The 19,307-nt window shown below is 59.7% G+C and carries 16 protein-coding genes; 10 read left to right on the top strand and 6 right to left on the bottom strand.

Translation table 11 applies throughout. From position 1 onward, the window contains the following. Window positions 1-142 precede the first annotated feature (142 nt). The 3 genes from ACW5XC_RS09895 (at window position 143) to ACW5XC_RS09885 (ending at window position 3,504) form a co-directional block, all read left to right on the top strand. Window positions 143-712 (top strand): UPF0149 family protein, encoded by a 570-nt coding sequence (locus ACW5XC_RS09895; protein WP_005333908.1) that lies wholly within the window; start codon window positions 143-145, stop codon window positions 710-712. A 177-nt stretch (window positions 713-889) separates the two neighbouring features. After that, window positions 890-2,113 (top strand): 2-octaprenyl-6-methoxyphenyl hydroxylase, encoded by a 1,224-nt coding sequence (ubiH, locus tag ACW5XC_RS09890; RefSeq protein WP_042053138.1) that lies wholly within the window; start codon window positions 890-892, stop codon window positions 2,111-2,113. Window positions 2,114-2,235: 122 nt separating this feature from the next. Beyond that, window positions 2,236-3,504 carry an FAD-dependent 2-octaprenylphenol hydroxylase gene (locus tag ACW5XC_RS09885; RefSeq protein WP_042053137.1) on the top strand — a complete coding sequence of 423 codons (1,269 nt, stop codon included), beginning with the start codon at window positions 2,236-2,238 and terminating at the stop codon, window positions 3,502-3,504. A gap of 212 nt (window positions 3,505-3,716) precedes the next feature. Here ACW5XC_RS09885 and ACW5XC_RS09880 read toward each other — a convergent pair whose 3' ends face one another. Next, complete coding sequence (locus ACW5XC_RS09880; RefSeq protein WP_058058493.1) at window positions 3,717-3,944, bottom strand: hypothetical protein; 228 nt, start codon at window positions 3,942-3,944, stop codon at window positions 3,717-3,719. Between ACW5XC_RS09880 and gcvT the strand changes: the two genes are divergently transcribed. From gcvT to gcvP, 3 genes are all read left to right on the top strand, one after another. Beyond that, a complete protein-coding gene (gcvT, locus tag ACW5XC_RS09875; protein WP_042053136.1) occupies window positions 3,921-5,018 on the top strand; it encodes a glycine cleavage system aminomethyltransferase GcvT in 1,098 nt (365 codons plus the stop codon). The genes ACW5XC_RS09880 and gcvT overlap by 24 nt on opposite strands. Before the next feature lie 84 nt (window positions 5,019-5,102). Further along, window positions 5,103-5,492 (top strand): glycine cleavage system protein GcvH, encoded by a 390-nt coding sequence (gene gcvH / locus ACW5XC_RS09870; RefSeq protein WP_005333898.1) that lies wholly within the window; start codon window positions 5,103-5,105, stop codon window positions 5,490-5,492. Window positions 5,493-5,791: 299 nt separating this feature from the next. Beyond that, window positions 5,792-8,668 carry an aminomethyl-transferring glycine dehydrogenase gene (gcvP, locus tag ACW5XC_RS09865; RefSeq protein WP_042053135.1) on the top strand — a complete coding sequence of 959 codons (2,877 nt, stop codon included), beginning with the start codon at window positions 5,792-5,794 and terminating at the stop codon, window positions 8,666-8,668. An 85-nt stretch (window positions 8,669-8,753) separates the two neighbouring features. On the opposite strand, the gene ACW5XC_RS09860 is transcribed toward gcvP, so the two are convergent. Further along, the gene (locus tag ACW5XC_RS09860) at window positions 8,754-10,307 is read right to left on the bottom strand and encodes a methyl-accepting chemotaxis protein (protein WP_042053134.1); all 1,554 of its coding nucleotides are present in this window, start codon (window positions 10,305-10,307) and stop codon (window positions 8,754-8,756) included. Between the two features lie 203 nt (window positions 10,308-10,510). On the opposite strand from ACW5XC_RS09860, the gene ACW5XC_RS09855 reads away from it, so the two are divergent. Continuing rightward, window positions 10,511-11,221: an HAD family hydrolase gene (locus ACW5XC_RS09855; RefSeq protein ID WP_042053133.1), complete on the top strand. Its 711-nt coding sequence runs from the start codon at window positions 10,511-10,513 to the stop codon at window positions 11,219-11,221. 127 nt (window positions 11,222-11,348) lie between these two features. Here the strand turns inward: ACW5XC_RS09855 and ACW5XC_RS09850 are convergent, their stop codons facing one another. Further along, the gene (locus ACW5XC_RS09850; protein WP_042053132.1) at window positions 11,349-12,419 is read right to left on the bottom strand and encodes a permease; all 1,071 of its coding nucleotides are present in this window, start codon (window positions 12,417-12,419) and stop codon (window positions 11,349-11,351) included. A gap of 106 nt (window positions 12,420-12,525) precedes the next feature. Here ACW5XC_RS09850 and ACW5XC_RS09845 point away from each other — a divergent pair, with 106 nt between their 5' ends. Next, window positions 12,526-12,852, top strand: a complete 327-nt coding sequence (locus ACW5XC_RS09845; protein WP_042053131.1) for an ArsR/SmtB family transcription factor — start codon at window positions 12,526-12,528, stop codon at window positions 12,850-12,852. A gap of 86 nt (window positions 12,853-12,938) precedes the next feature. Here ACW5XC_RS09845 and ACW5XC_RS09840 read toward each other — a convergent pair whose 3' ends face one another. Further along, window positions 12,939-14,321 (bottom strand): amino acid permease, encoded by a 1,383-nt coding sequence (locus ACW5XC_RS09840; protein ID WP_005333893.1) that lies wholly within the window; start codon window positions 14,319-14,321, stop codon window positions 12,939-12,941. Window positions 14,322-14,707: 386 nt separating this feature from the next. On the opposite strand from ACW5XC_RS09840, the gene ACW5XC_RS09835 reads away from it, so the two are divergent. Further along, window positions 14,708-15,004, top strand: a complete 297-nt coding sequence (locus ACW5XC_RS09835) for a hypothetical protein (protein ID WP_233267786.1) — start codon at window positions 14,708-14,710, stop codon at window positions 15,002-15,004. Window positions 15,005-15,243: 239 nt separating this feature from the next. Here the strand turns inward: ACW5XC_RS09835 and ppsR are convergent, their stop codons facing one another. Beyond that, entirely contained in the window at window positions 15,244-16,056 is an 813-nt protein-coding gene (gene ppsR / locus ACW5XC_RS09830) for a posphoenolpyruvate synthetase regulatory kinase/phosphorylase PpsR (protein ID WP_005344832.1), read from the bottom strand. Between the two features lie 347 nt (window positions 16,057-16,403). On the opposite strand from ppsR, the gene ppsA reads away from it, so the two are divergent. Beyond that, window positions 16,404-18,776, top strand: coding sequence for a phosphoenolpyruvate synthase (gene ppsA, locus ACW5XC_RS09825; RefSeq protein WP_042053129.1), 2,373 nt, complete (start codon window positions 16,404-16,406; stop codon window positions 18,774-18,776). A 69-nt stretch (window positions 18,777-18,845) separates the two neighbouring features. On the opposite strand, the gene ACW5XC_RS09820 is transcribed toward ppsA, so the two are convergent. Further along, window positions 18,846-19,304 carry a serine protease chaperone gene (locus ACW5XC_RS09820; RefSeq protein WP_042053127.1) on the bottom strand — a complete coding sequence of 153 codons (459 nt, stop codon included), beginning with the start codon at window positions 19,302-19,304 and terminating at the stop codon, window positions 18,846-18,848. Between the last annotated feature and the right edge of the window lie 3 nt (window positions 19,305-19,307).

The raw sequence follows: 19,307 nt of genomic DNA, 5'->3' as shown, positions 1-19,307 counted from the left end.
CCTTTATCCACGTGGACAACTGGGCGGGACTATATAGCGCAGATGCATAAGTTTCAAGGCCTTGCTGGCTCTGCAAGAGGGAGAATGCTAGGATCCTGACCATTAATTCTGCAAATTTGACTGAACTTTGAGCGGATCCTCGATGAGCAAAACGAACCCCCTTAAATATGCGGCAGTGGCCGACATCATGGAACAACATGAGCTGATGGCCAGCGCAGTAGAGGCCCATGGTGTGATCTGCGGTCTGGTGTGCGGCGGTGTGGCACTGGACGACAAGAGTTGGCTGCCCCATTTCAACGATCTGGTGAACGACGGTTTCGGCCTGCCGGCCCCGGTGCGCCAGGTGATGACCGATCTTTATCACAATGTAGTCGAGAGCCTGATGGCCCAGAAGGGGGTCGAGCTGCTGCTGCCAAGCGATGATGCTCCCCTCGACGAGCGCATCGATTCGCTGGTGGACTGGTCACAGGCGTTTCTGGCCGGTTTTGGCGTGGTGCAGCAGGAGCTCTCCCGCGCGTCGGAAGAGCTGCAGGAGATGATCCAGGATATCGCCAGCATCACTCAGGTCTCTGCCGAGTTCGATCAGGAAGATGACGAGAACGAAGCCTCCTTCCTGGTGCTCTACGAACACGTCAAGCTGGGGGTCATGATGGCCTTCGAAGAGTTTGGCAAGCGCCCCGATACCCCGAGCGCGCCGCCGACCCTTCATTGAGGTGCGGGTCAACGCGACCCTTACTGAATCTGCAAGAGCGCCTGATGGCGCTCTTTTTTATGGCGCTGTTGTGGCTAACCCTGTGAGGCACAACCGGTTTTTTGCCGGTGACCTCGCATTCGGCCTGCGGCTTTGTGATAGCATGAGGCCACCTTTTTCACTTCTTCCTCTCTGCTTATGTCTCAATCTGATGTGCGACAGGTCGATGTCACCCTGGTCGGCGGTGGAATGAGCGGTGCCGTGCTGGCCCTCTCGCTGGCAGCCCTGCTTCGATCCGATGGCTCCCCCCTCGAGATCCTGCTGCTGGAGGCAAGCGTCCCCGAACAGCACACCCATTCAGGGTTCGACGCCCGCGCCATTGCGCTCTCGGCCGGTACCTGTGATGCGCTGTTGCGACGCGGACTCTGGCCGCTGTTTGCCCCCCATTGCGCCCCCATTACCCAGATTCATGTCTCGGATCGGGGCCACTTCGGTCAGGCTCGCCTGTCGGCCGCTGAATACGGCCTGCCCGCGCTGGGCCAGGTGATCGAGCTTGCAGCTGCCGGTCATGAGCTGCAACGGGCGATGGCGGCCTCTCCCAATATCCGGGTCTGCTGTCCGGCACGGGTGAGCGAGATTGTGCCCGATGAGGAGAAGGTGACCCTCACCCTCGAGAGCGGTGAACAGATTGAGACCCGCCTGCTGGTGGCGGCAGACGGCGGCAACTCCTTTGTGCGTCAGCACTTCAAGTTGCCGGTGACCCGCCACGACTTTGAGCAGCACGCCATCATCGCCACGGTCAAAACGGCGCAAGACCCTGAGGGACGCGCCTTCGAGCGTTTTACCGAAGGGGGGCCGCTGGCCCTGCTGCCGATGCAGGAGGGGCTCTCCTCGCTGGTGTGGAGCGTCGGGCAGCATGAGGTGGATGAGCTGATGGCGCTCGATGATGCCGCTTTCCTTGCCCGTCTGCAGCAGACCTTTGGCTGGCGGCTTGGTCGCTTCGAGCGATGCGGCGTGCGTCACGTCTATCCGCTCATTCTGACCGCCTGCGACTACCCGCTGGCCCAGCGCACCGTGCTGGTGGGCAATGCAGCGCATGCCTTGCACCCCATTGCCGGACAGGGCTTCAACCTCGGGATGCGGGATCTCGACCTGCTTACCGGCGCCGTAGCCAAGGCGTTGGCAGAGGGGGAGGATATCGGCAGCTTCAAGGTACTGAGTGGCTACTGGCAGCAGCGTCAGCGCGATCAGGAGCAGACCGTCTGGCTCACCTCTTCGCTGGCCCAGCTCTTCTCCAATGGTCACGATCCGCTGGTGGCGGGGCGCAATCTGGCGCTCACCCTGATGGGGCGATTCCCGTGCCTCAAGGCGCCGCTTGCCTCGCGCACCCTGGGCTTTGTCGCCGATGTGTGCGGCAACTAGCCAGCACTTGTTGAGTGGAACCTGTTGACCGCCATTCGTTGATCAAAACCTATTGAATAAAGAGGTGATGCCTGCGGGCGTCCTCTCGCTGGCCAGCCGGTCAGCCCTGAAAGGATGAGATGATGCAGATGCAAAATGTGGATGTGGTGATTGTCGGTGGCGGCATGGTGGGGCTGGGGCTCGCTGCGGCCTTGAAACATAGCGCCCTCAAGGTGCTGGTGGTGGAGGGACAACTGCCCGACCCGCAGCTGGCGGAGGTGGCCGATAATCGGGTCAGCGCCCTGAGTCTGGCCAGCCAGCAGATCCTGCGCCATGTCGGCGCCTGGGACGGCATTGAAGCGCGCCGCCTGCAGGCCTATGACAAGATGGCGGTGTGGGAGCAGGACAGTTTCGGCCATATCGACTTCGATGCCGCCAGCCTGCGTCAGGCCAACCTCGGCCACATCGTCGAGAATCGGGTGATCCAGCTGGCGCTGCATGAGGCGATTGAAGGTGCCAGCAATATCCAGCTGCTGACCCCCGCCAGAGCCAAGAGCCTGCAGAGCGGCCCGGCGGGCGCCTTGTTGCTCCTTGAAGATGGTCAGGCCATCTCGGCCAAACTGGTGGTGGCTGCCGATGGCGCCCACTCCTGGGTGCGCCGTCAGGCCGATATCCCGCTCACCAGCTGGGATTATGGCCACCACGCCCTGGTGGCGACGGTGCGCTGCGCCGAGCCCCACGAGGCGGTGGCACGCCAGATCTTCACCCCGGATGGCCCGCTCGCCTTTTTGCCGCTGTGGCAAGAGAACCTCTGCTCCATCGTCTGGTCGCTGCCTGCGGCCCGTGCCGAGGCGCTCTGTGCCTGCGATGACGAGCAGTTCAATCGTCAGCTTACTGCCGCCTTCGACGCTCGGCTCGGTCTGTGCAAGGTGGAGGGGCCGCGCAGCGCGATTCCGCTTACCGCCCGCTATGCTCGCGACTTTGCCCGCGAGCGGCTGGTGCTGGTGGGAGATGCCGCCCATACCATCCATCCGCTGGCGGGGCAGGGGGTCAACCTTGGCCTGCTGGATGCTGCCGCGCTGGCGGAGCTGATCTTGCAAAATCATGCCGCGGGTGAGGATATCGGCCTGCTCGCTAACCTGCGCAGCTACGAGCGCTGGCGCAAGAGCGAAGCGGCTCGCATGCTCGCTGCGATGGAGGGGCTCAAGCGGCTGTTCAGCGGGGCTAACCCGCTCAAGAAGCTGGTGCGGGGCGTGGGATTGCGGGCAGCCAATCTGCTGACGCCCTTCAAGGAGGGGGTGATCCGCGCCGCCATGGGGCTGGAGGGCGAGTTGCCCGCATTGGCCCGTCCTGACTGGGTCGTTGCGGCGACCAAAGGCAGTGCCATGCAGGCCAAGGGTGAAAAAAACTAATATTACTCGCCGTTTTTGACAACAAAAGTAATCCGACAAGGCTGATGACCCGTTTTGGGTGTCAGCCTTTAATTTTGCTCTGGAGCGAAACGTTTTTCTGCAAATTGTGACGAAACGGTAAAAATCAAAATTTAATCTCGCCTGAGTCGGCTTATGGCTGTTTTTATCACTGCATTTATCTTAGTGTCTGGAGTCAGTTTTACGGGAGGGGATTAGTTTTTTTTGAGCGGCACGCTCGCCTGCTTGTCATATAATCCGCTCCGTTCAAGGAATCCCTCTTGCCTGGCAAGGGCAGGAGCGAGCACACACTTTTGGATCCGGTCGCTTTTTGCTGTACGTAGTGCAGTTAGAGCGGTGGCGCGGGTCGCAAGGGTGGTCGCCAAAGCGAAAAGGCTTTTTGCTAAGGAAAGAATGCGATGATCCAGACTACTGTACTGCATCCCAAACACCTGGAAGCCGGCGCCAAGATGGTGGACTTCCACGGTTGGGAAATGCCCATCAACTACGGCTCCCAGCTGGAAGAGCACCACGCGGTGCGCAGCGATGCCGGTATGTTCGATGTCTCCCACATGACCATCGTCGATTTGACCGGCGAACGGGTCAAAGCCTTTCTGCAACACCTGCTGGCCAACGATGTGGCCAAACTCACTGCCCCCGGCAAGGCCCTCTACAGCGGCATGCTCAATCCGGAAGGCGGCGTCATCGATGACCTCATCACCTATTACCTGACCGATACCTTCTACCGGCTGGTGGTCAACTCCGCTACCCGCGAGAAGGATCTGGCCTGGATCCGCCATCACGCCATCGATTTCGATATCACAGTCACCGAGCGTCACGAGCTTGCGATGATTGCGGTGCAGGGCCCCAACGCCAAGGTCAAGGCTGCTGCTGTGCTGAGCGCCGCTCAGCGTACCGCCGTGGTGGGGATGAAACCCTTCTTCGGCGTGCAGGCTGGCGATCTCTTTATCGCCACCACCGGTTACACCGGCGAAGATGGTTATGAAATCGTGGTGCCGCAAGAGAAAGCCTGCGAGCTGTGGCAAGCGCTGCTGGATAACGGCGTCGCCCCGTGCGGCCTCGGTGCCCGCGATACCCTGCGCCTCGAAGCGGGGATGAACCTCTATGGTCAGGATATGGACGAGTCAGTCTCTCCGCTGGCCGCCAACATGGCCTGGACCATCGCCTGGGAGCCGAGCGATCGCAACTTTATCGGCCGCGACGTGCTGGAAGCACAGAAAGCGGCGGGCAATCAGCCCAAGCTGGTGGGTCTGGTGATGGAAGAGAAAGGGGTGCTGCGTGCCGGTATGCCGGTCACCTTCACCGCGGCAAACGGTGAGAAGCGGGAAGGTGTGATCACCTCCGGCTCTTTCTCCCCCACCCTGGGCTACAGTATTGCCCTGGCGCGGGTGCCCCGCGATATCGGTGAGCTGGCCGAGGTGGAGATCCGCAAGAAGCTGGTCACCGTGAAGGTCACCAAGCCCGCTTTCGTCCGTAACGGCCAGAAACTGGTTTAATACCGTCTTGGGGGAGGGCAGTGCCTCCCCCATCCCTTTTCATATTCGTTTTTAAACGCGACTCAAAGATCAAAGGAAGCACAAATGAGCCATATCCCGAGCGAACTGAAATATGCCACTTCCCACGAGTGGATCCGTGTTGAAGCCAACGGTGAGGCCGTGGTCGGTATCACCGAACACGCCCAGGAGCTGCTGGGTGACATGGTGTTTGTCGAGCTGCCGGAAGTGGGCAAGCAGGTCAGTGCCGGTGACGACTGCGCCGTGGCCGAGTCGGTCAAGGCGGCCTCCGACATCTACAGCCCGGTGAGCGGCGAGATCATCGCCGTCAACGAAGAGCTGGAAGGGAGCCCCGAGCTGGTCAACTCCGACCCCTACAGCGCTGGCTGGCTGTTCCGCATCAAGCTCGATGACGAGAGCGAGCTGGCCAACCTGCTGGATGCCGAAGGCTACCAGAACGTGGTGGACGAAGAGTAATGCCCCCGGGCCCTGCCAACACAGCAGGGCCCCTTTGTATGACCGCCAGCCGGGCAAGCACCGGCCGGTGGAAGGGTGAAGTCGCCCACGCCTGCCGTTTACCAGCCTGGGAGCCTAGGGGGGAAACGGGCGGGTTCGAAACAAGGCGATCCCCTCTCGATGCTGCCGCAGCATCCGGTGCCGCACCCTGTCTGCGGGCCCCAGAACATGAGTGGAGTCGGTATCAGCCGACGATCAGGAACATCAGGTCTTGGTTATCAGGATGTCATGCCAGGACTTATTTATCAGGAAATAGGGAAATGACCCAGTCACTGTTTGAACTCGAGCAAAAAAACGATTTTGTCCGCCGCCATATCGGCCCGGGCGAGGAAGAGCTGCGCCAGCTGCTGGCGACCGTCGGGGCCGAAAGCCTGGACGATCTGATTGCCCAGACCGTGCCCGCCGCCATTCGCCTGCCGGGCCCGCTTGGGATCGGTGCCGGCATGACCGAAGTGGAGGCGCTGGCCAAGCTCAGGGGCTATGCCGCCCAGAACAAGATTGCCAAGAGCTATATCGGCATGGGTTATCACGATACCCATGTCCCCCACGTCATCCTGCGCAACGTGCTGGAAAACCCGGGCTGGTATACCGCCTACACCCCCTATCAACCCGAGCTGGCACAGGGCCGTCTCGAAGCCCTGCTCAACTTCCAGCAGCTGACGCTGGATCTCACCGGCATGGATCTGGCGAGTGCCTCCCTGCTGGATGAAGCGACTGCCGCTGCCGAGGCGATGGCGCTGGCCAAGCGGATGGCCAAGTCCAAATCCAACCTCTTCTTCGTGGCCGATGACGTGCACCCGCAGGTGATCGATGTGGTCAAGGAGCGCGCGGTTCACTTTGGTTTCGACGTGGCGGTTGGCGCCGCGAGCGATGCAGTGAGCGAAGAGGTGTTCGGTGCACTGTTCCAGTACCCCACCACCACAGGTGAGGTGAAAGATCTGCGCGCCCTGATTGCCGCGGTACAGGCCCAGAAAGGGCTGGCTTGCGTCAGCGCCGACTTGCTCTCCCTGCTGCTGCTCAAATCCCCGGGTGAGCTGGGCGCCGACGTGGTGTTGGGTTCCGCCCAGCGCTTTGGTGTGCCCATGGGTTATGGTGGCCCCCACGCCGCCTTCTTCGCTACCCGCGATGCCTACAAGCGCTCCATGCCGGGCCGCATCATCGGTGTTTCCAAGGATGCCCGTGGCAAGGCTGCGCTGCGTATGGCGATGCAGACCCGCGAGCAGCATATCCGCCGCGAAAAGGCCAACTCCAACATCTGTACCGCACAGGTGCTGCTGGCCAACATGGCGAGCTTCTACGCCGTCTACCACGGCCCGGTGGGGCTGAAAACCATCGCCTCCCGCGTGCACCGTCTCACCACCATTCTGGCGCTTGGCCTCAAGGCCAAGGGCATGCCCCTCAAGCATGCCAGCTGGTTTGATACGATCACTGTGCTGACCACAGGCAAATCTGAGCTGATCGCCAAGGCCGAGGGGCTGGGCATCAACCTGCGTGCAGACCTAGATAGCGCGGTAGGGGTGTCGCTCTCTGAAACCACTACCCGTGGCGATGTGGCCGAGCTGTTCGAACTGTTCCTAGGGGCAGGCCACGGCTTGGACATCGAGGCCCTCGACAAGGCGGCTCAGGCTCATCACGCCATTCCGCAGGATCTGCTGCGCACCGATGCCGTGCTGACCCACGAGGTGTTCAACAAGTACCATTCCGAAACCGAGATGCTGCGCTACATCCACCGTCTCGAAGCCAAAGATCTGGCGCTCAACTACGCCATGATCTCCTTGGGCTCCTGCACCATGAAGCTCAACGCTACCGCCGAGATGATCCCGGTGACCTGGCCCGAGTTTGGCAAGCTGCACCCGTTCGCCCCGCTGGCGCAGGCCAAGGGTTATCAGCTACTGCTGGCTGACCTGGAGAACTGGCTGGTGAAGGTGACCGGTTACGATGCGGTCTGCATGCAGCCCAACTCAGGTGCCCAGGGCGAATACGCAGGTCTCTTGGCCATCAAGAAGTACCACGAATCCCGCGGCGAGGGGCATCGCGACATCTGCCTCATTCCGGCTTCTGCCCATGGTACCAACCCGGCCTCTGCCCAGATGGCGGGGCTCAAGGTGATCGTCACCGCCTGTGACAAGTCCGGCAACGTGGATCTCGACGATCTGCGCGCCAAGGCGGCCGAGGCGGGGGATCAACTCTCCTGTCTGATGGTGACCTACCCCTCTACTCACGGGGTGTATGAGGAGACCATCAAGGAGGTGTGCGACATCGTTCACCAGCACGGTGGTCAGGTCTATCTGGACGGCGCCAACATGAACGCGCAAGTCGGGTTGACGGCGCCGGGCTTTATCGGGGCGGACGTCTCTCACCTCAACCTGCACAAGACCTTCGCCATTCCTCACGGTGGTGGCGGCCCGGGCATGGGCCCCATCGGCGTGAAGAAGCATCTGGCACCGTTCGTGGCCGGTCACGCCGTGGTCAAGACCGACAAGGAGAGCCGTGACAACGGCGCCGTGTCGGCGGCACCGTTCGGCTCGGCCAGCATCCTGCCCATCAGCTGGATGTATATCGCCATGCTGGGTGACGAGGGGCTGAAGAAATCCACTCAGGTGGCTATCCTCAACGCCAACTATCTGGCCAAGAAGCTGGGTGAATCCTTCCCGGTGCTCTATTCCGGCCGTAACGGTCGGGTGGCCCACGAGTGCATCCTGGATATCCGTCCGCTTAAAGAAGCCTCAGGCATCAGCGAGATGGACGTAGCCAAGCGGCTGATGGACTACGGCTTCCACGCGCCGACCATGAGTTTCCCGGTGGCGGGCACCCTGATGGTCGAGCCGACCGAGTCGGAATCCAAGCGCGAGCTGGACCGCTTCGTCGAGGCGATGACGTCCATCCGCGCCGAGATTGCCAAGGTGCAGGAGGGGCAGTGGAGCCTCGCCGACAACCCGCTGGTCCATGCGCCGCACACCCAGGACGACGTGATGGATGCAGAGTGGTCCCGTGGCTACAGCCGCGCCGAGGCGGTCTTCCCGTCCGACGCCGTGCGCGCCGCCAAGTTGTGGCCCTCTGTGAACCGCATCGACGACGTCTACGGCGATCGCAACCTGTTCTGTGCCTGTATCCCGACTGAGGATTACGCCAAGTAAGTGGCGTCCAAGAGCAACAGTTAAGCTGTATAAACAACAGGGCCACCCAAACGGGTGGCCCTTTTTATATGTCATTTGATTGCTGCTATCCAAACGTCCGGCTTAAGTCCTTGAGCTGGCTCGCTTTGCTCTGCAAGTTGGCACTGGTTTTACTCACCTGATCGATTTTGAGACTGTTATCGTGAGAGAGCGAGGATATCTGGTTGATATTGCGACTGATCTCCTCGATGACCGCTTGTTGCTCGGTGGCTGCGGCGGTTATCTGGTTGGAAAAATCAGAGACCTTGTCTATCTCGACCACAACCTGATTCAGGTTGCCGGTGCTTGCCCGGGTGGTGGCGAGGCAGGCGTTGGTTCTGGTCACATTGAGATGCATCATCTCTTTCCATCCCCCCAGGGTTTGCTGGATATGGCCAATGCTGTTCTGGATCTGCTCTGTCGCCTTATGGGTTCTGGTCGACAGGCTGCGAACCTCGTCCGCCACCACTGCAAAGCCGCGCCCCTGATCGCCTGCCCGTGCGGCTTCGATGGAGGCATTGAGCGCCAGCAGGTTGGTTTGATCTGCAATGCCGCGAATTTCGCTCATGATGGTGCCGATCCGCTCGGATTCGCTCGCCAGTTCGACGGCTGACTGAAAGGCTTGCTCCGCCTGGGTGGCCAGCGCCGACATCTCTTCTCCTGCTTCCGAAAGCTGGGTGCTGGTGGTGATGCAGTGGCTGCGGGCCTCTTCAATCTGGCTGTTGCTGTCTTGAATATTGCGGTTGATCTCCTCGGCGGCCGAAGCCATCTGGGTGACGGCGGTGGCAATCTGCTGGATCTGCGTGTCTTGCGAAGAGATATCCTGGCTGGCCAGCGAGGCGGAGCCGCGCAGGTCATTGGCCATGGCATTGAGCGACGCGGTGGTGTCATCCACCCGGCCGAGTACGGTACGGATCTTCGCTTGCCCGAGTTTGATATGGAAATCGGCAATGCTGTGGGGGGCATCCCCCGAGAAGATAAGGCGGCTGATGCTGTCGTAATCCTGCTCGAGCTGCTGCAAGAATCGCGGTGTGAGGAAGAGAGGGTGGCGATTGAACCAGATGGCTGCCAAGAGGGGAATGATGATCCAGAGCGCCTGCAGCGGTGAGATCAGCCAGAGCGCGCTGATCACGCTGACGAGCAGCAGGGGGATGGTCATCATGGCCGGCGTGAGTTGACGCAGGCCCACGTGAATGGCAGAGCCGGTTTCACGGGCTTTAAGGGTTTTGTACATCTGGCTGGCACGCGCTTTGTGCTCTGCGGCGGGGCGGCAGCGGACGGATTGGTAACCCACCATCTTGCCATCTTCATAAATCGGGGTGACATAGGCATCAACCCAATAATAGCGACCATCTTTGCAGCGGTTTTTTACCATCCCTCGCCATGGTTTACCCGCCTGCAGGTGGGCCCAGAGATCGGCAAACGCTGCCTTGGGCATGTCGGGGTGGCGCACCAGATTGTGATGCTGCCCCAACATCTCTTCCAGGCGATAGCCTGCCACCTGACAAAACGCCGGATTGGCGTAGGTGATGTCCCCTTTGAGATCGGTCGTCGATACCAACTGGATATCGTCGGCAAATTCAACCTCGGTATCTGTGGTGTGAAGCGAGCTGGTTACCATGATCAGACTCCGGTTTCGGCGTAACGGAATACTTCGTCTGAGTATGGCAGAGGATGTTCATTTATTGTGTTGTTGCACATTAACTCTTGTGCTACTGCGTGGGGACGGGATGGGTCTCACATTTTTACAGCGCGGTTTGGCGAGGGGAGGCAAGCCAAGTAACATGGCGTGACTTATGGCTGTGAAGCGAGACAGGTAACGCAATGAAGTTGGATGCGATTTTATGGGATTATGACGGTACTCTGGTCAATTCGGTGCCGAAGAATATCGATATCACCAAGCAGATCCTGGCTGAGGTCGCCCCCCATCTGACCGGAGAACATCTGCCGCGCTATCTGCGCAGCGAAGCGGAGTATCACCATGCCAATCACGCCGCCAAGAACTGGCAGGCGCTCTATATGGATTACTACGGTTTGTCGCGGGACGAGATGGTGCTGGCTGGCAGTCTGTGGGCCAAGCATCAGGAGATGAACCGGACCGAGGTGCGTTTTTTTGCGGGGCTGGAGGCGGTGATTGACCATTTCTCTGCCATTCCCCACGGAATTTGTTCGCAGAACTCCCAAAAAAACATTCGCCGGGTACTGGAGCTGCATGGCGTGAACAGCCTGTTCAAGGCTGTGGTCGGCTATGATGACGTGCCCGGACAGCAGCAAAAACCTCATCCTTTCGGTGGCCTCAAATGTCTGGAGTCTATCTTCGGCCCAGCCAGGTGCCAGTCGCTGATCTATATCGGTGACCATGAAGCGGATGTGCAGTTTGCCCGTCATTTGCAAGCGGCGCTTGGCGAGCAGAGCCGTGTGATATCGGTGGCTGTCGGCTATAGCCGCGCGACCCCGGAGCGCTGGGAACACCAACCCGACCATATCGCCCGTGACGTCGAGGATCTGCTCCCCATTATCGGGCAATATCTGTAACGCCGGTTGCAGATTGTCGTACGGAACATGCAAAACGCCGATCAGTTGATCGGCGTTTTGTCTATGTGAAGCCTGATGGTTTCACACTCTGCTGGCTTAACACCCTGTCTGTTTAATGATGGGTGACTTAAAACAACAGTTGCGTCAGGTAGCCCATCAGGATCGCCATGCCGAGGATCACGGTAAGGAAGGCCGCAATCATCGGGGTTCTGAACATGGATTTGAGCAGGATCACCTCGGTTAGACTGGCACCGGCACTGCCGATGATCAGCGCCATGACGGCGCCCATCCCCATCCCTTTGCCCAGCAGTACCGACGCCAGCGGGATCACGGCCTCGGCGCGGATGTAGAGCGGGATCCCGACGATGGCGCTGAATGGAATGGCCAGCGGGTTGTCGGCACCAGCATGGGCGGCGATCCACTCGGCCGGAATAAAGCCGTAGATAAATGAGCCGATAAGCACCCCCAGCAGCAGGAAGGGCAATACCGCTTTGAACTGCTGCCAGGCATCGATGCGAGCTTTGACCCAGGCGGTGGGGAGCTGTGGCGCACTGGCTAGGGTTGCAGTGCCATCGCCGCAGCAGGAGAGGGCGGCCGGCTCTGCCATCTCTGGTTGCGGTGCCGGGCAGCACGCTGCCCCGTTGAGGGGTTTGATTGCACGAATGGCGCTGCGTTGGTTGTCACTGCAATGTGCTTGAGTGGTGGCGCGGGTCGCCGGGCCACAGCCGCTACCGCAAGAGGGGGTGGCCTCTTTGGGGTCGATGACATGGCGCTCGAACCCCAATCTGTCGAGCAGCATGCTCGCCATGATGGAGACGCTGGCAGCGATCACGGCGTAGAGCAGGGTCACTTTCCAGCCAAAGGTGGCCCACATCAAGCCGACGATGATGGGGTTCAGCAGTGGCGAGATAAACAGGAAGGTGAGGGTGGGGCCAAAGCCAGCCTTGGCCGAGAGCAATCCTCTCAGCATGGGGATGGTGGAGCAGCTGCAAAAGGGGGTGACGGCACCGAGCAGGGCCGAGAGCAGATAGCCTTTGCCATGTCTCGCCCCCAGCATCCGCTGGATCTTTTCGTCGGGGATCTTCTGACGGATCAGGCTGACCCCGGCGCTAATGACCAGAAACAGCACCGACAGCTCGACAGCCAGAAACAGGAACATCTGGGCTGCATCGGTCAGCATGGTTAACCACTCATTCATTGTCGTATCCTCACTTTGTTTCTACATTTCCAAAATAATCGAAATTAATGGTCGGTCAAGATATTTCTGGTATTATCGAAATGTCAAATTCGTGGAGGGCGCAGAGATGCAACTGGAAGAGGTCGCCAAGGCATTGAAAGAGCTGGGTCATCCGACCCGGCTGTTTATCTTCAAGCATCTGGTCAAGGCGGGAGAGCAGGGGCTGCCGGTGGGGGAGCTGCAAAAGCAGCTGGCGATCCCCGCTTCTACCCTCAGCCACCATATCGCGGCGCTGGTCTCGGTGGGGCTGGTGAAGCAAAACCGGGAGAGTCGCACCCTGCTTTGCGTCTCTCAATACGCGGTGTTGGAGGAGATCATCGCCTTTTTCCGCGATGAGTGTTGCGTCAACAGCCCGGAGCATCGGCAAGATCAAAGGCAAGAACTGTCTTCCTGAGGGCTATGACTGCTAGTCGTGCTGCGCGCAATAAAAACGCCGATCATGCGATCGGCGTTTTGCATTGTTTTTCTCAACTGCGGGTATTAACCCAGATTGGCTGCAACCTTGCTTTGGGCCTGTCCTTTGCGCTTGATGACAAAGCCAATGCCCAGTACCACCAGCCAGGCGGGGATAAGTTCGACCGAGATGCGGAAATCGGGGGTCATATACATGATCACCAGAATACCGGCCATAAACGCGAGGCAGAGGTAGTTGCCGAAGGGGTACCAGAACGCCTTGAACTTGGGCTGGACGCCTTCTGCGACCTTGGCCTTGCGGAACTTGAGGTGCGCGAGGCTGATCATCGCCCAGTTGATCACCAGTGCGGAGACCACCAGCGCCATCAGCAGGCCGAACGCCTTGCCCGGCATCAGGTAGTTGATCAGCACGCAGAGCAGGGTGGCGATGGCCGAGACCGAGAGGGCAACCAGCGGCACGCCGCTCTTGTTGGTCTTGAGCAGGGCTTTCGGGCCGTTGCCCTGCTTGGCCAGACCGAACAGCATCCGGCTGTTGCAGTAGACGCAGCTGTTGTAGACCGACAGTGCCGCCGTCAGTACCACGATGTTGAGTACGGTGGCGACCAGATTGCTGTCCAGAGCGTGGAAAATCATCACGAACGGGCTGCCGCCTTCCACCACTTTACCCCAGGGATAGAGGGACATCAGGATAGCCAGGGCGCCGATGTAGAAGATGAGGATGCGGTAGATCACCTGATTGGTGGCCTTGGGAATGCTCTTCTCGGGGTTGTCCGCTTCGGCGGCGGTAATGCCCACCAGCTCCAGACCGCCGAAGGAGAACATGATCACCGCCATCGCCATCACCAGACCGCTGATGCCGTTGGGGAAGAAGCCGCCCTGGGCCCACAGGTTGGTCACGCTGGCCTCGGGGCCGCCGGCACCGGAGATGAGCAGATAGCCGCCAAAGCCAATCATGCCGATGATGGCGACCACCTTGATGATGGCGAACCAGAACTCCATCTCGCCAAACGCTTTGACGTTGGAGAGGTTGATGGCGTTGATCAGCACGAAGAAGAAGGCTGCCGACATCCAGGTCGGGATCTCGGGCCACCAGTACTGGACATAGATGCCCACCGCGGTCAGCTCGGCCATGCTCACCAGCACGTAGAGCACCCAGTAGTTCCAGCCGGACGCAAAACCGGCAAACTCGCCCCAGTATTTGTAGGCAAAGTGGCTGAATGAACCGGCTACCGGCTCTTCCACCACCATTTCACCGAGCTGGCGCATGATCAGGAAGGCGATAAAGCCGCCGATGGCATACCCCAGCAGGACCGAGGGACCTGCCATCTTGATGGTTTGGGCAATGCCCAGAAAGAGGCCGGTGCCGATGGCGCCGCCCAAAGCAATCAACTGAATGTGGCGGTTTTTAAGGCCGCGCTTCAGCTCCTCACCGTCTTGTTTCAAATCCATGGGTCTGTCCTTACGTCTCTGTTGTCTCTGGTCGGTGTTGGGCTCATCCTGAGCAGGCCGCAGTGCGTAGCCAAAACCTGACGAAAGCTGTATTTATTTCGTTACATCATGCCATTTGCAATTTTTAGTGTTGGCTGGCAACCGAAGCAGAATAGTGATAATCCGCCATGAATGCACCTGTTTTCCATCTCTAATGGCCGTGTTTTGTACCAAAGGCAGCTTTTTCATGATCTGAAGAGGCTTCTTGGTAGTTTTTGGTTAATGTTTGTGCAGTCGAATTCTGTTTGATTGACATTTTGTCTTGTTGGTGTGCTTTTGTGGTGCCAAGCCACAAATGGATGCAAATGATGCCAAACAAGCGAGAGTACAGGGAAGAGTGCAGGGAGTTGGAGTACAGAAAGTGCGAAAGCGTGCTGCAACAGGGGGTTGCCCGGGGTGTACAGGTGGCGCTCTGGTTAGGGATTGCCGCCAGTCCGCTGTTGTTGCTGGTGGCCGCGATTATGTTGCTGGGTTGGCTGTTACTCGGTGATCAGGAGTTGCTGCACTACTGGCAGTCGCTGTTGCTGGCGGGTGGGGTAACGGGGGCGCTCGTTGGCGGCTGGCTGGCGGAGCGGGTTCGCCTGCGCCACGGTTTGCTGGCCTTCTATGCCCGGTTGATGAACAACCCGGAGCTCAATCGTTAGTTAACGCTGGCTGTTTGCCGAGCGCAGCAGAACGGAATCGAATAGCGGCTAACTGGCTGCAGGTGACAAGGGCACAACGCTAAGGTCGACAAGAAGAGGGATAAGCATTTGTGGTGCTTATCCCTTTTTTATCCACGCTTTTCACTGTCATCTATGTGAATTGCAGTTCGCCACAGCTGACTTTCGCCGCGACACTGTAATTTTTATCTTTTGTTGATGCCGATAGCTGTCAAGCTGGCTTAACAGAGCTGGCGGCGCAGACCGGTTGCCTCGAGGACCTTGGCGCTGATCTCCTCCACCGAGTGGGAGCTGGTATCGAGGAAGCGGATCGCCTCCTGGCGAAACAGCCGCTCCACGCAGGCCAGCTCCTGCTCGCACTGTTCGATGGAGGAGTAGCGGCTGTTGGCACGGCGCTGGTTACGGATCTCGTGCAGCCGCTGCGGCGCTATGGTGAGGCCAAACAGCTTGTGACGGTTGGCCTTGAGGGGGGCGGGCAGCTCCAGCATCCCCATGTCCTGCTCGATAAAGGGGTAGTTGGCGGCGCGAATGCCGAACTGCAGCGCCAGATAGAGGCTGGTGGGGGTCTTACCGCAGCGGGAGACCCCGATCAGGATGATGTCCGCCTCATCGTACTCTTTGGTGGTGATGCCATCGTCGTTGGCCAGTGCGAAGTTGACCGCCTCGATGCGATCGTCATAGAGCTTGCGATTCTCCATACCGTGGGTGCGGTGGAGGCGGGGCTCGGCTTTTACCCCCAGCTCCTGCTCCAGCGGGCTGACGAAGGTATTGAGAAAGTCGTGGCCGCACGCCTCCGATTTCAGTACCTCTTCCCGTACCAGCGGGTCGACGATGGTGTGAAACAGGATGGGGCGTACACCGGTCTGGCGGAACTGCTCGTCGATCCGCATCCGTACCTGACGGGCTTTCTCCAGTGTCTCCACAAAGGGGATAGTGATCTGCTCGAAGGCCAGCGGAAACTGGCTCAGTACCGCGTGGCCGAACACTTCGGCGGTGATGGCGGTGCCGTCTGAAACATAAAATACGGTGTGCACGTAGGGCTCCTGTGATACCGCGGGTGGGGTCGCATGGGGTAAGGGGTGAGAAGTATCTCCCGAAACCATACCAGTTTTGTCAACCGGTCTGCTGTGCCCAAGTTGTGAAGTGGCTTGCAAACCTGAATCGTTATCTTTTTGTGTCGCCATTGTAGAATGTTCCGGTCATTCGACCATCCCCAACTCTTGCTCGGGGATTTTTTTGAAAACCAATAGAAAACGTTTTCATGGTCGTTGGCAACAAAAGAAACAGACAATAACGCACCTGACTTACCCATAACCTCATCGATTAAATCGGGCGCACGAGGTGCTATGGCATCGGTGCCCACCAACCTGGAGACATCCAAGTGCAACAGTACGTGCTCTGGTACGAACAACTCGGAATGCAGGACGTAGAACGAGTTGGCGGCAAGAACGCATCCCTTGGCGAGATGATCAGCAACCTCTCTGGCGCCGGCGTATCCGTGCCGGGGGGCTTTGCCACTACCGCCTTTGCGTTTAACGAGTTTCTGGAGTCAAGCGGCCTCAACGGCAAGATCCACCATCTGCTCGACAATCTCGACGTGGACGATATCGCCGCCCTCAACCGGGCCGGTCAGCAGATCCGCGACTGGGTGATCGACGCCCCGTTCCAGCCCGAGCTGGAGCAGGCTATCCGGGTTGCCTATGAGAAGTTGAGTGCCGGTGTCGAGGCCTCGTTTGCGGTGCGCTCCTCCGCCACCGCCGAGGATATGCCGGACGCCTCCTTTGCCGGTCAGCAGGAGACCTTCCTCAACGTACGTGGCATCGATGCCGTCATGACGGCGGTCAAGCATGTGTTTGCCTCCCTGTTCAACGATCGCGCTATCTCCTATCGGGTGCATCAGGGCTATGACCACAAGGGTGTTGCCCTCTCGGCCGGGGTGCAGCGGATGGTGCGCTCGGATCTCGCCGCCTCCGGCGTCATGTTTACTCTGGATACCGAGTCCGGTTTCAACGACGTGGTCTTTATCACCGGCGCCCATGGTCTTGGCGAGATGGTGGTGCAGGGCGCGGTCAACCCGGACGAGTTCTATGTGCACAAGCCGACCCTCAAGGGGGGGCGCCCGGCGGTAGTGCGCAAGACCCTCGGCTCCAAGCTTATCAAGATGACCTACTCGGACGATGCCGGTCACGGCCGTCAGGTGAAGATTGTCGACACCAACGAGGCCGAGCGTAGCCGCTTCTGCATCACCGATGAGGAGGTGATGGCGCTGGCGAAACAGGCTCTCATCATCGAGCAGCACTATGGCCGCCCGATGGATATCGAGTGGGCCAAGGATGGGCAGGATGGCAAGCTCTACATAGTGCAGGCGCGCCCGGAAACCGTGCGCAGCCGTCAGGAGGCCAACACCCTCGAGCGTTTTGCCCTCAAGCAAGCGGGCAAGGTGCTGATCGAGGGGCGGGCCATCGGCCACAAGATTGGCGCGGGTCCGGCGCGAGTTATCTCCTCCATCAGCCAGATGGACGAAGTGCAACCCGGCGACGTGCTGGTCACTGACATGACCGACCCGGACTGGGAGCCCATCATGAAGCGGGCCTCCGCCATCGTCACCAACCGGGGTGGCCGCACCTGTCACGCTGCCATTATCGCTCGCGAGCTGGGCATTCCGGCGGTGGTGGGCTGTGGCAACGCCACCGACCATATTCAGCCGGGCCAGCGGATCACCGTCTCCTGCGCGGAAGGGGATACCGGTTTTATCTATGACGGCGAGCTGGACTTCGATGTGGCAGTGACCGAGGTGGGCAATATGCCACGCCTGCCCATCAAGATCATGATGAACGTCGGCAACCCGGACAGGGCGTTCGACTTTGCCCAGTTGCCTAATGCTGGCGTAGGACTGGCACGCCTTGAATTCATCATCAACCGGATGATCGGCGTGCACCCCAAGGCCTTGCTGGAGTTTGACCAGCAAACCCCAGAGCTGCAGGCCACCATCGGCAAGATGATCGCCGGTTACGACAGCCCGCGTGAGTTCTACGTGGCCAAGCTGACCGAGGGGATCGCCACTCTGGGGGCCGCCTTCTGGCCGGAGCGGGTGATCGTGCGGATGTCGGACTTCAAGTCCAACGAGTACGCCAATCTGGTGGGCGGTCGTGGCTACGAGCCCCACGAGGAGAACCCGATGATCGGTTTTCGTGGCGCATCCCGCTACATCGCCGATAGCTTCCGCCCCTGCTTTGCCCTCGAGTGCGAGGCGATCAAGCGGGTGCGCGATGTGATGGGGTTGACCAACGTTGAGGTGATGATCCCCTTCGTGCGCACCGTGGGCGAGGCGGAGCAGGTGATCGACATCCTGGCCGAGAACGGTCTGCGCCGTGGCGAGCGGGGGCTCAAGGTGATCATGATGTGCGAGATCCCGAGCAATGCCCTCTTGGCAGACAAGTTCCTCGAGCACGTGGACGGCTTCTCCATCGGTTCCAACGACATGACCCAGCTCACCCTTGGGCTGGATCGGGATTCCGGGCTAATCGCCCATCTGTTCGACGAGCGTAACGAGGCGGTCAAGGCGCTGCTGGCGATGGCTATTCAGGCTGCGCGCAAGGCGGGCAAGTACGTGGGGATCTGCGGTCAGGGCCCATCCGATCACCCGGACTTCGCCGCCTGGCTGGTGGAGCAGGGGATCGACTCGGTGTCGCTCAACCCGGATACCGTAGTCGATACCTGGCTCTATCTGGCGGAGCAGCATGGCGCCAAGTAAGCCACTATCAAAATAAGCAGCACAGAAAGGGGGCCATGATGGCCCCCTTTGTTATTTGTGTGTCACGACCTATTTCGGCTGCTGTTCGGCCCCCGACAGCTCGATCTGCACATTCACCCCTTCGCTCTTGAGCTTGGTGGCGATGGCATTGAGATCGGTGCCCGATTTGGCCTCAAGCAGGGCGATACCGCCGCTGCTCTGTTTGAAGTTCAGGCCGTGGCGAGTCGCCAGCGCCTTGGCGCTGGCATCGTCAGCTTCCACCAGCAGGGTGCCGCTTACAGTCAGCTCGGGGCTGGCGGCCCCTTGCATCAACACGTCACCGCGGCGCAGGGTCTGTTGCGGGACCTTGCTGTCAAGGCTGCGGGCGACCCGCTTCTTGCTGCCGTTGTCGGGAATGAGGTAAGTCTGGCCGTTCACCTCTATGGTGCTGTACTGCTTGCCATCCATGGTGACGGACTCCTGGGCGCAGAGCTGTCCCGAGAGGGGGGCCAGCAGGGTTGCCAGAAGCAAGGTAACAGGTTTGTTCATGGT

The organism is Aeromonas sp. 25-AL00135 (assembly GCF_054052385.1).
The sequence above is the reverse complement of the archived record's forward strand: the minus strand, read 5'-3'. Positions and strand labels throughout refer to the sequence as shown.

Bases quoted from the DNA above. Each gene is read 5' to 3' on its own strand.
- ACW5XC_RS09885 (WP_042053137.1), top strand. From the start codon at position 2,236: ATGCAGATGCAAAATGTGGATGTGGTGATTGTCGGTGGCGGCATGGTG.
- ubiH (WP_042053138.1), top strand. From the start codon at position 890: ATGTCTCAATCTGATGTGCGACAGGTCGATGTCACCCTGGTCGGCGGT.
- ACW5XC_RS09855 (WP_042053133.1), top strand. From the start codon at position 10,511: ATGAAGTTGGATGCGATTTTATGGGATTATGACGGTACTCTGGTCAAT.
- ACW5XC_RS09845 (WP_042053131.1), top strand. From the start codon at position 12,526: ATGCAACTGGAAGAGGTCGCCAAGGCATTGAAAGAGCTGGGTCATCCG.
- gcvP (WP_042053135.1), top strand. From the start codon at position 5,792: ATGACCCAGTCACTGTTTGAACTCGAGCAAAAAAACGATTTTGTCCGC.
- ACW5XC_RS09880 (WP_058058493.1), bottom strand. From the start codon at position 3,944: ATGCAGTACAGTAGTCTGGATCATCGCATTCTTTCCTTAGCAAAAAGC.
- ACW5XC_RS09895 (WP_005333908.1), top strand. From the start codon at position 143: ATGAGCAAAACGAACCCCCTTAAATATGCGGCAGTGGCCGACATCATG.
- gcvT (WP_042053136.1), top strand. From the start codon at position 3,921: ATGATCCAGACTACTGTACTGCATCCCAAACACCTGGAAGCCGGCGCC.
- ACW5XC_RS09860 (WP_042053134.1), bottom strand. From the start codon at position 10,307: ATGGTAACCAGCTCGCTTCACACCACAGATACCGAGGTTGAATTTGCC.
- ACW5XC_RS09850 (WP_042053132.1), bottom strand. From the start codon at position 12,419: ATGAATGAGTGGTTAACCATGCTGACCGATGCAGCCCAGATGTTCCTG.
- gcvH (WP_005333898.1), top strand. From the start codon at position 5,103: ATGAGCCATATCCCGAGCGAACTGAAATATGCCACTTCCCACGAGTGG.
- ACW5XC_RS09820 (WP_042053127.1), bottom strand. From the start codon at position 19,304: ATGAACAAACCTGTTACCTTGCTTCTGGCAACCCTGCTGGCCCCCCTC.
- ACW5XC_RS09840 (WP_005333893.1), bottom strand. From the start codon at position 14,321: ATGGATTTGAAACAAGACGGTGAGGAGCTGAAGCGCGGCCTTAAAAAC.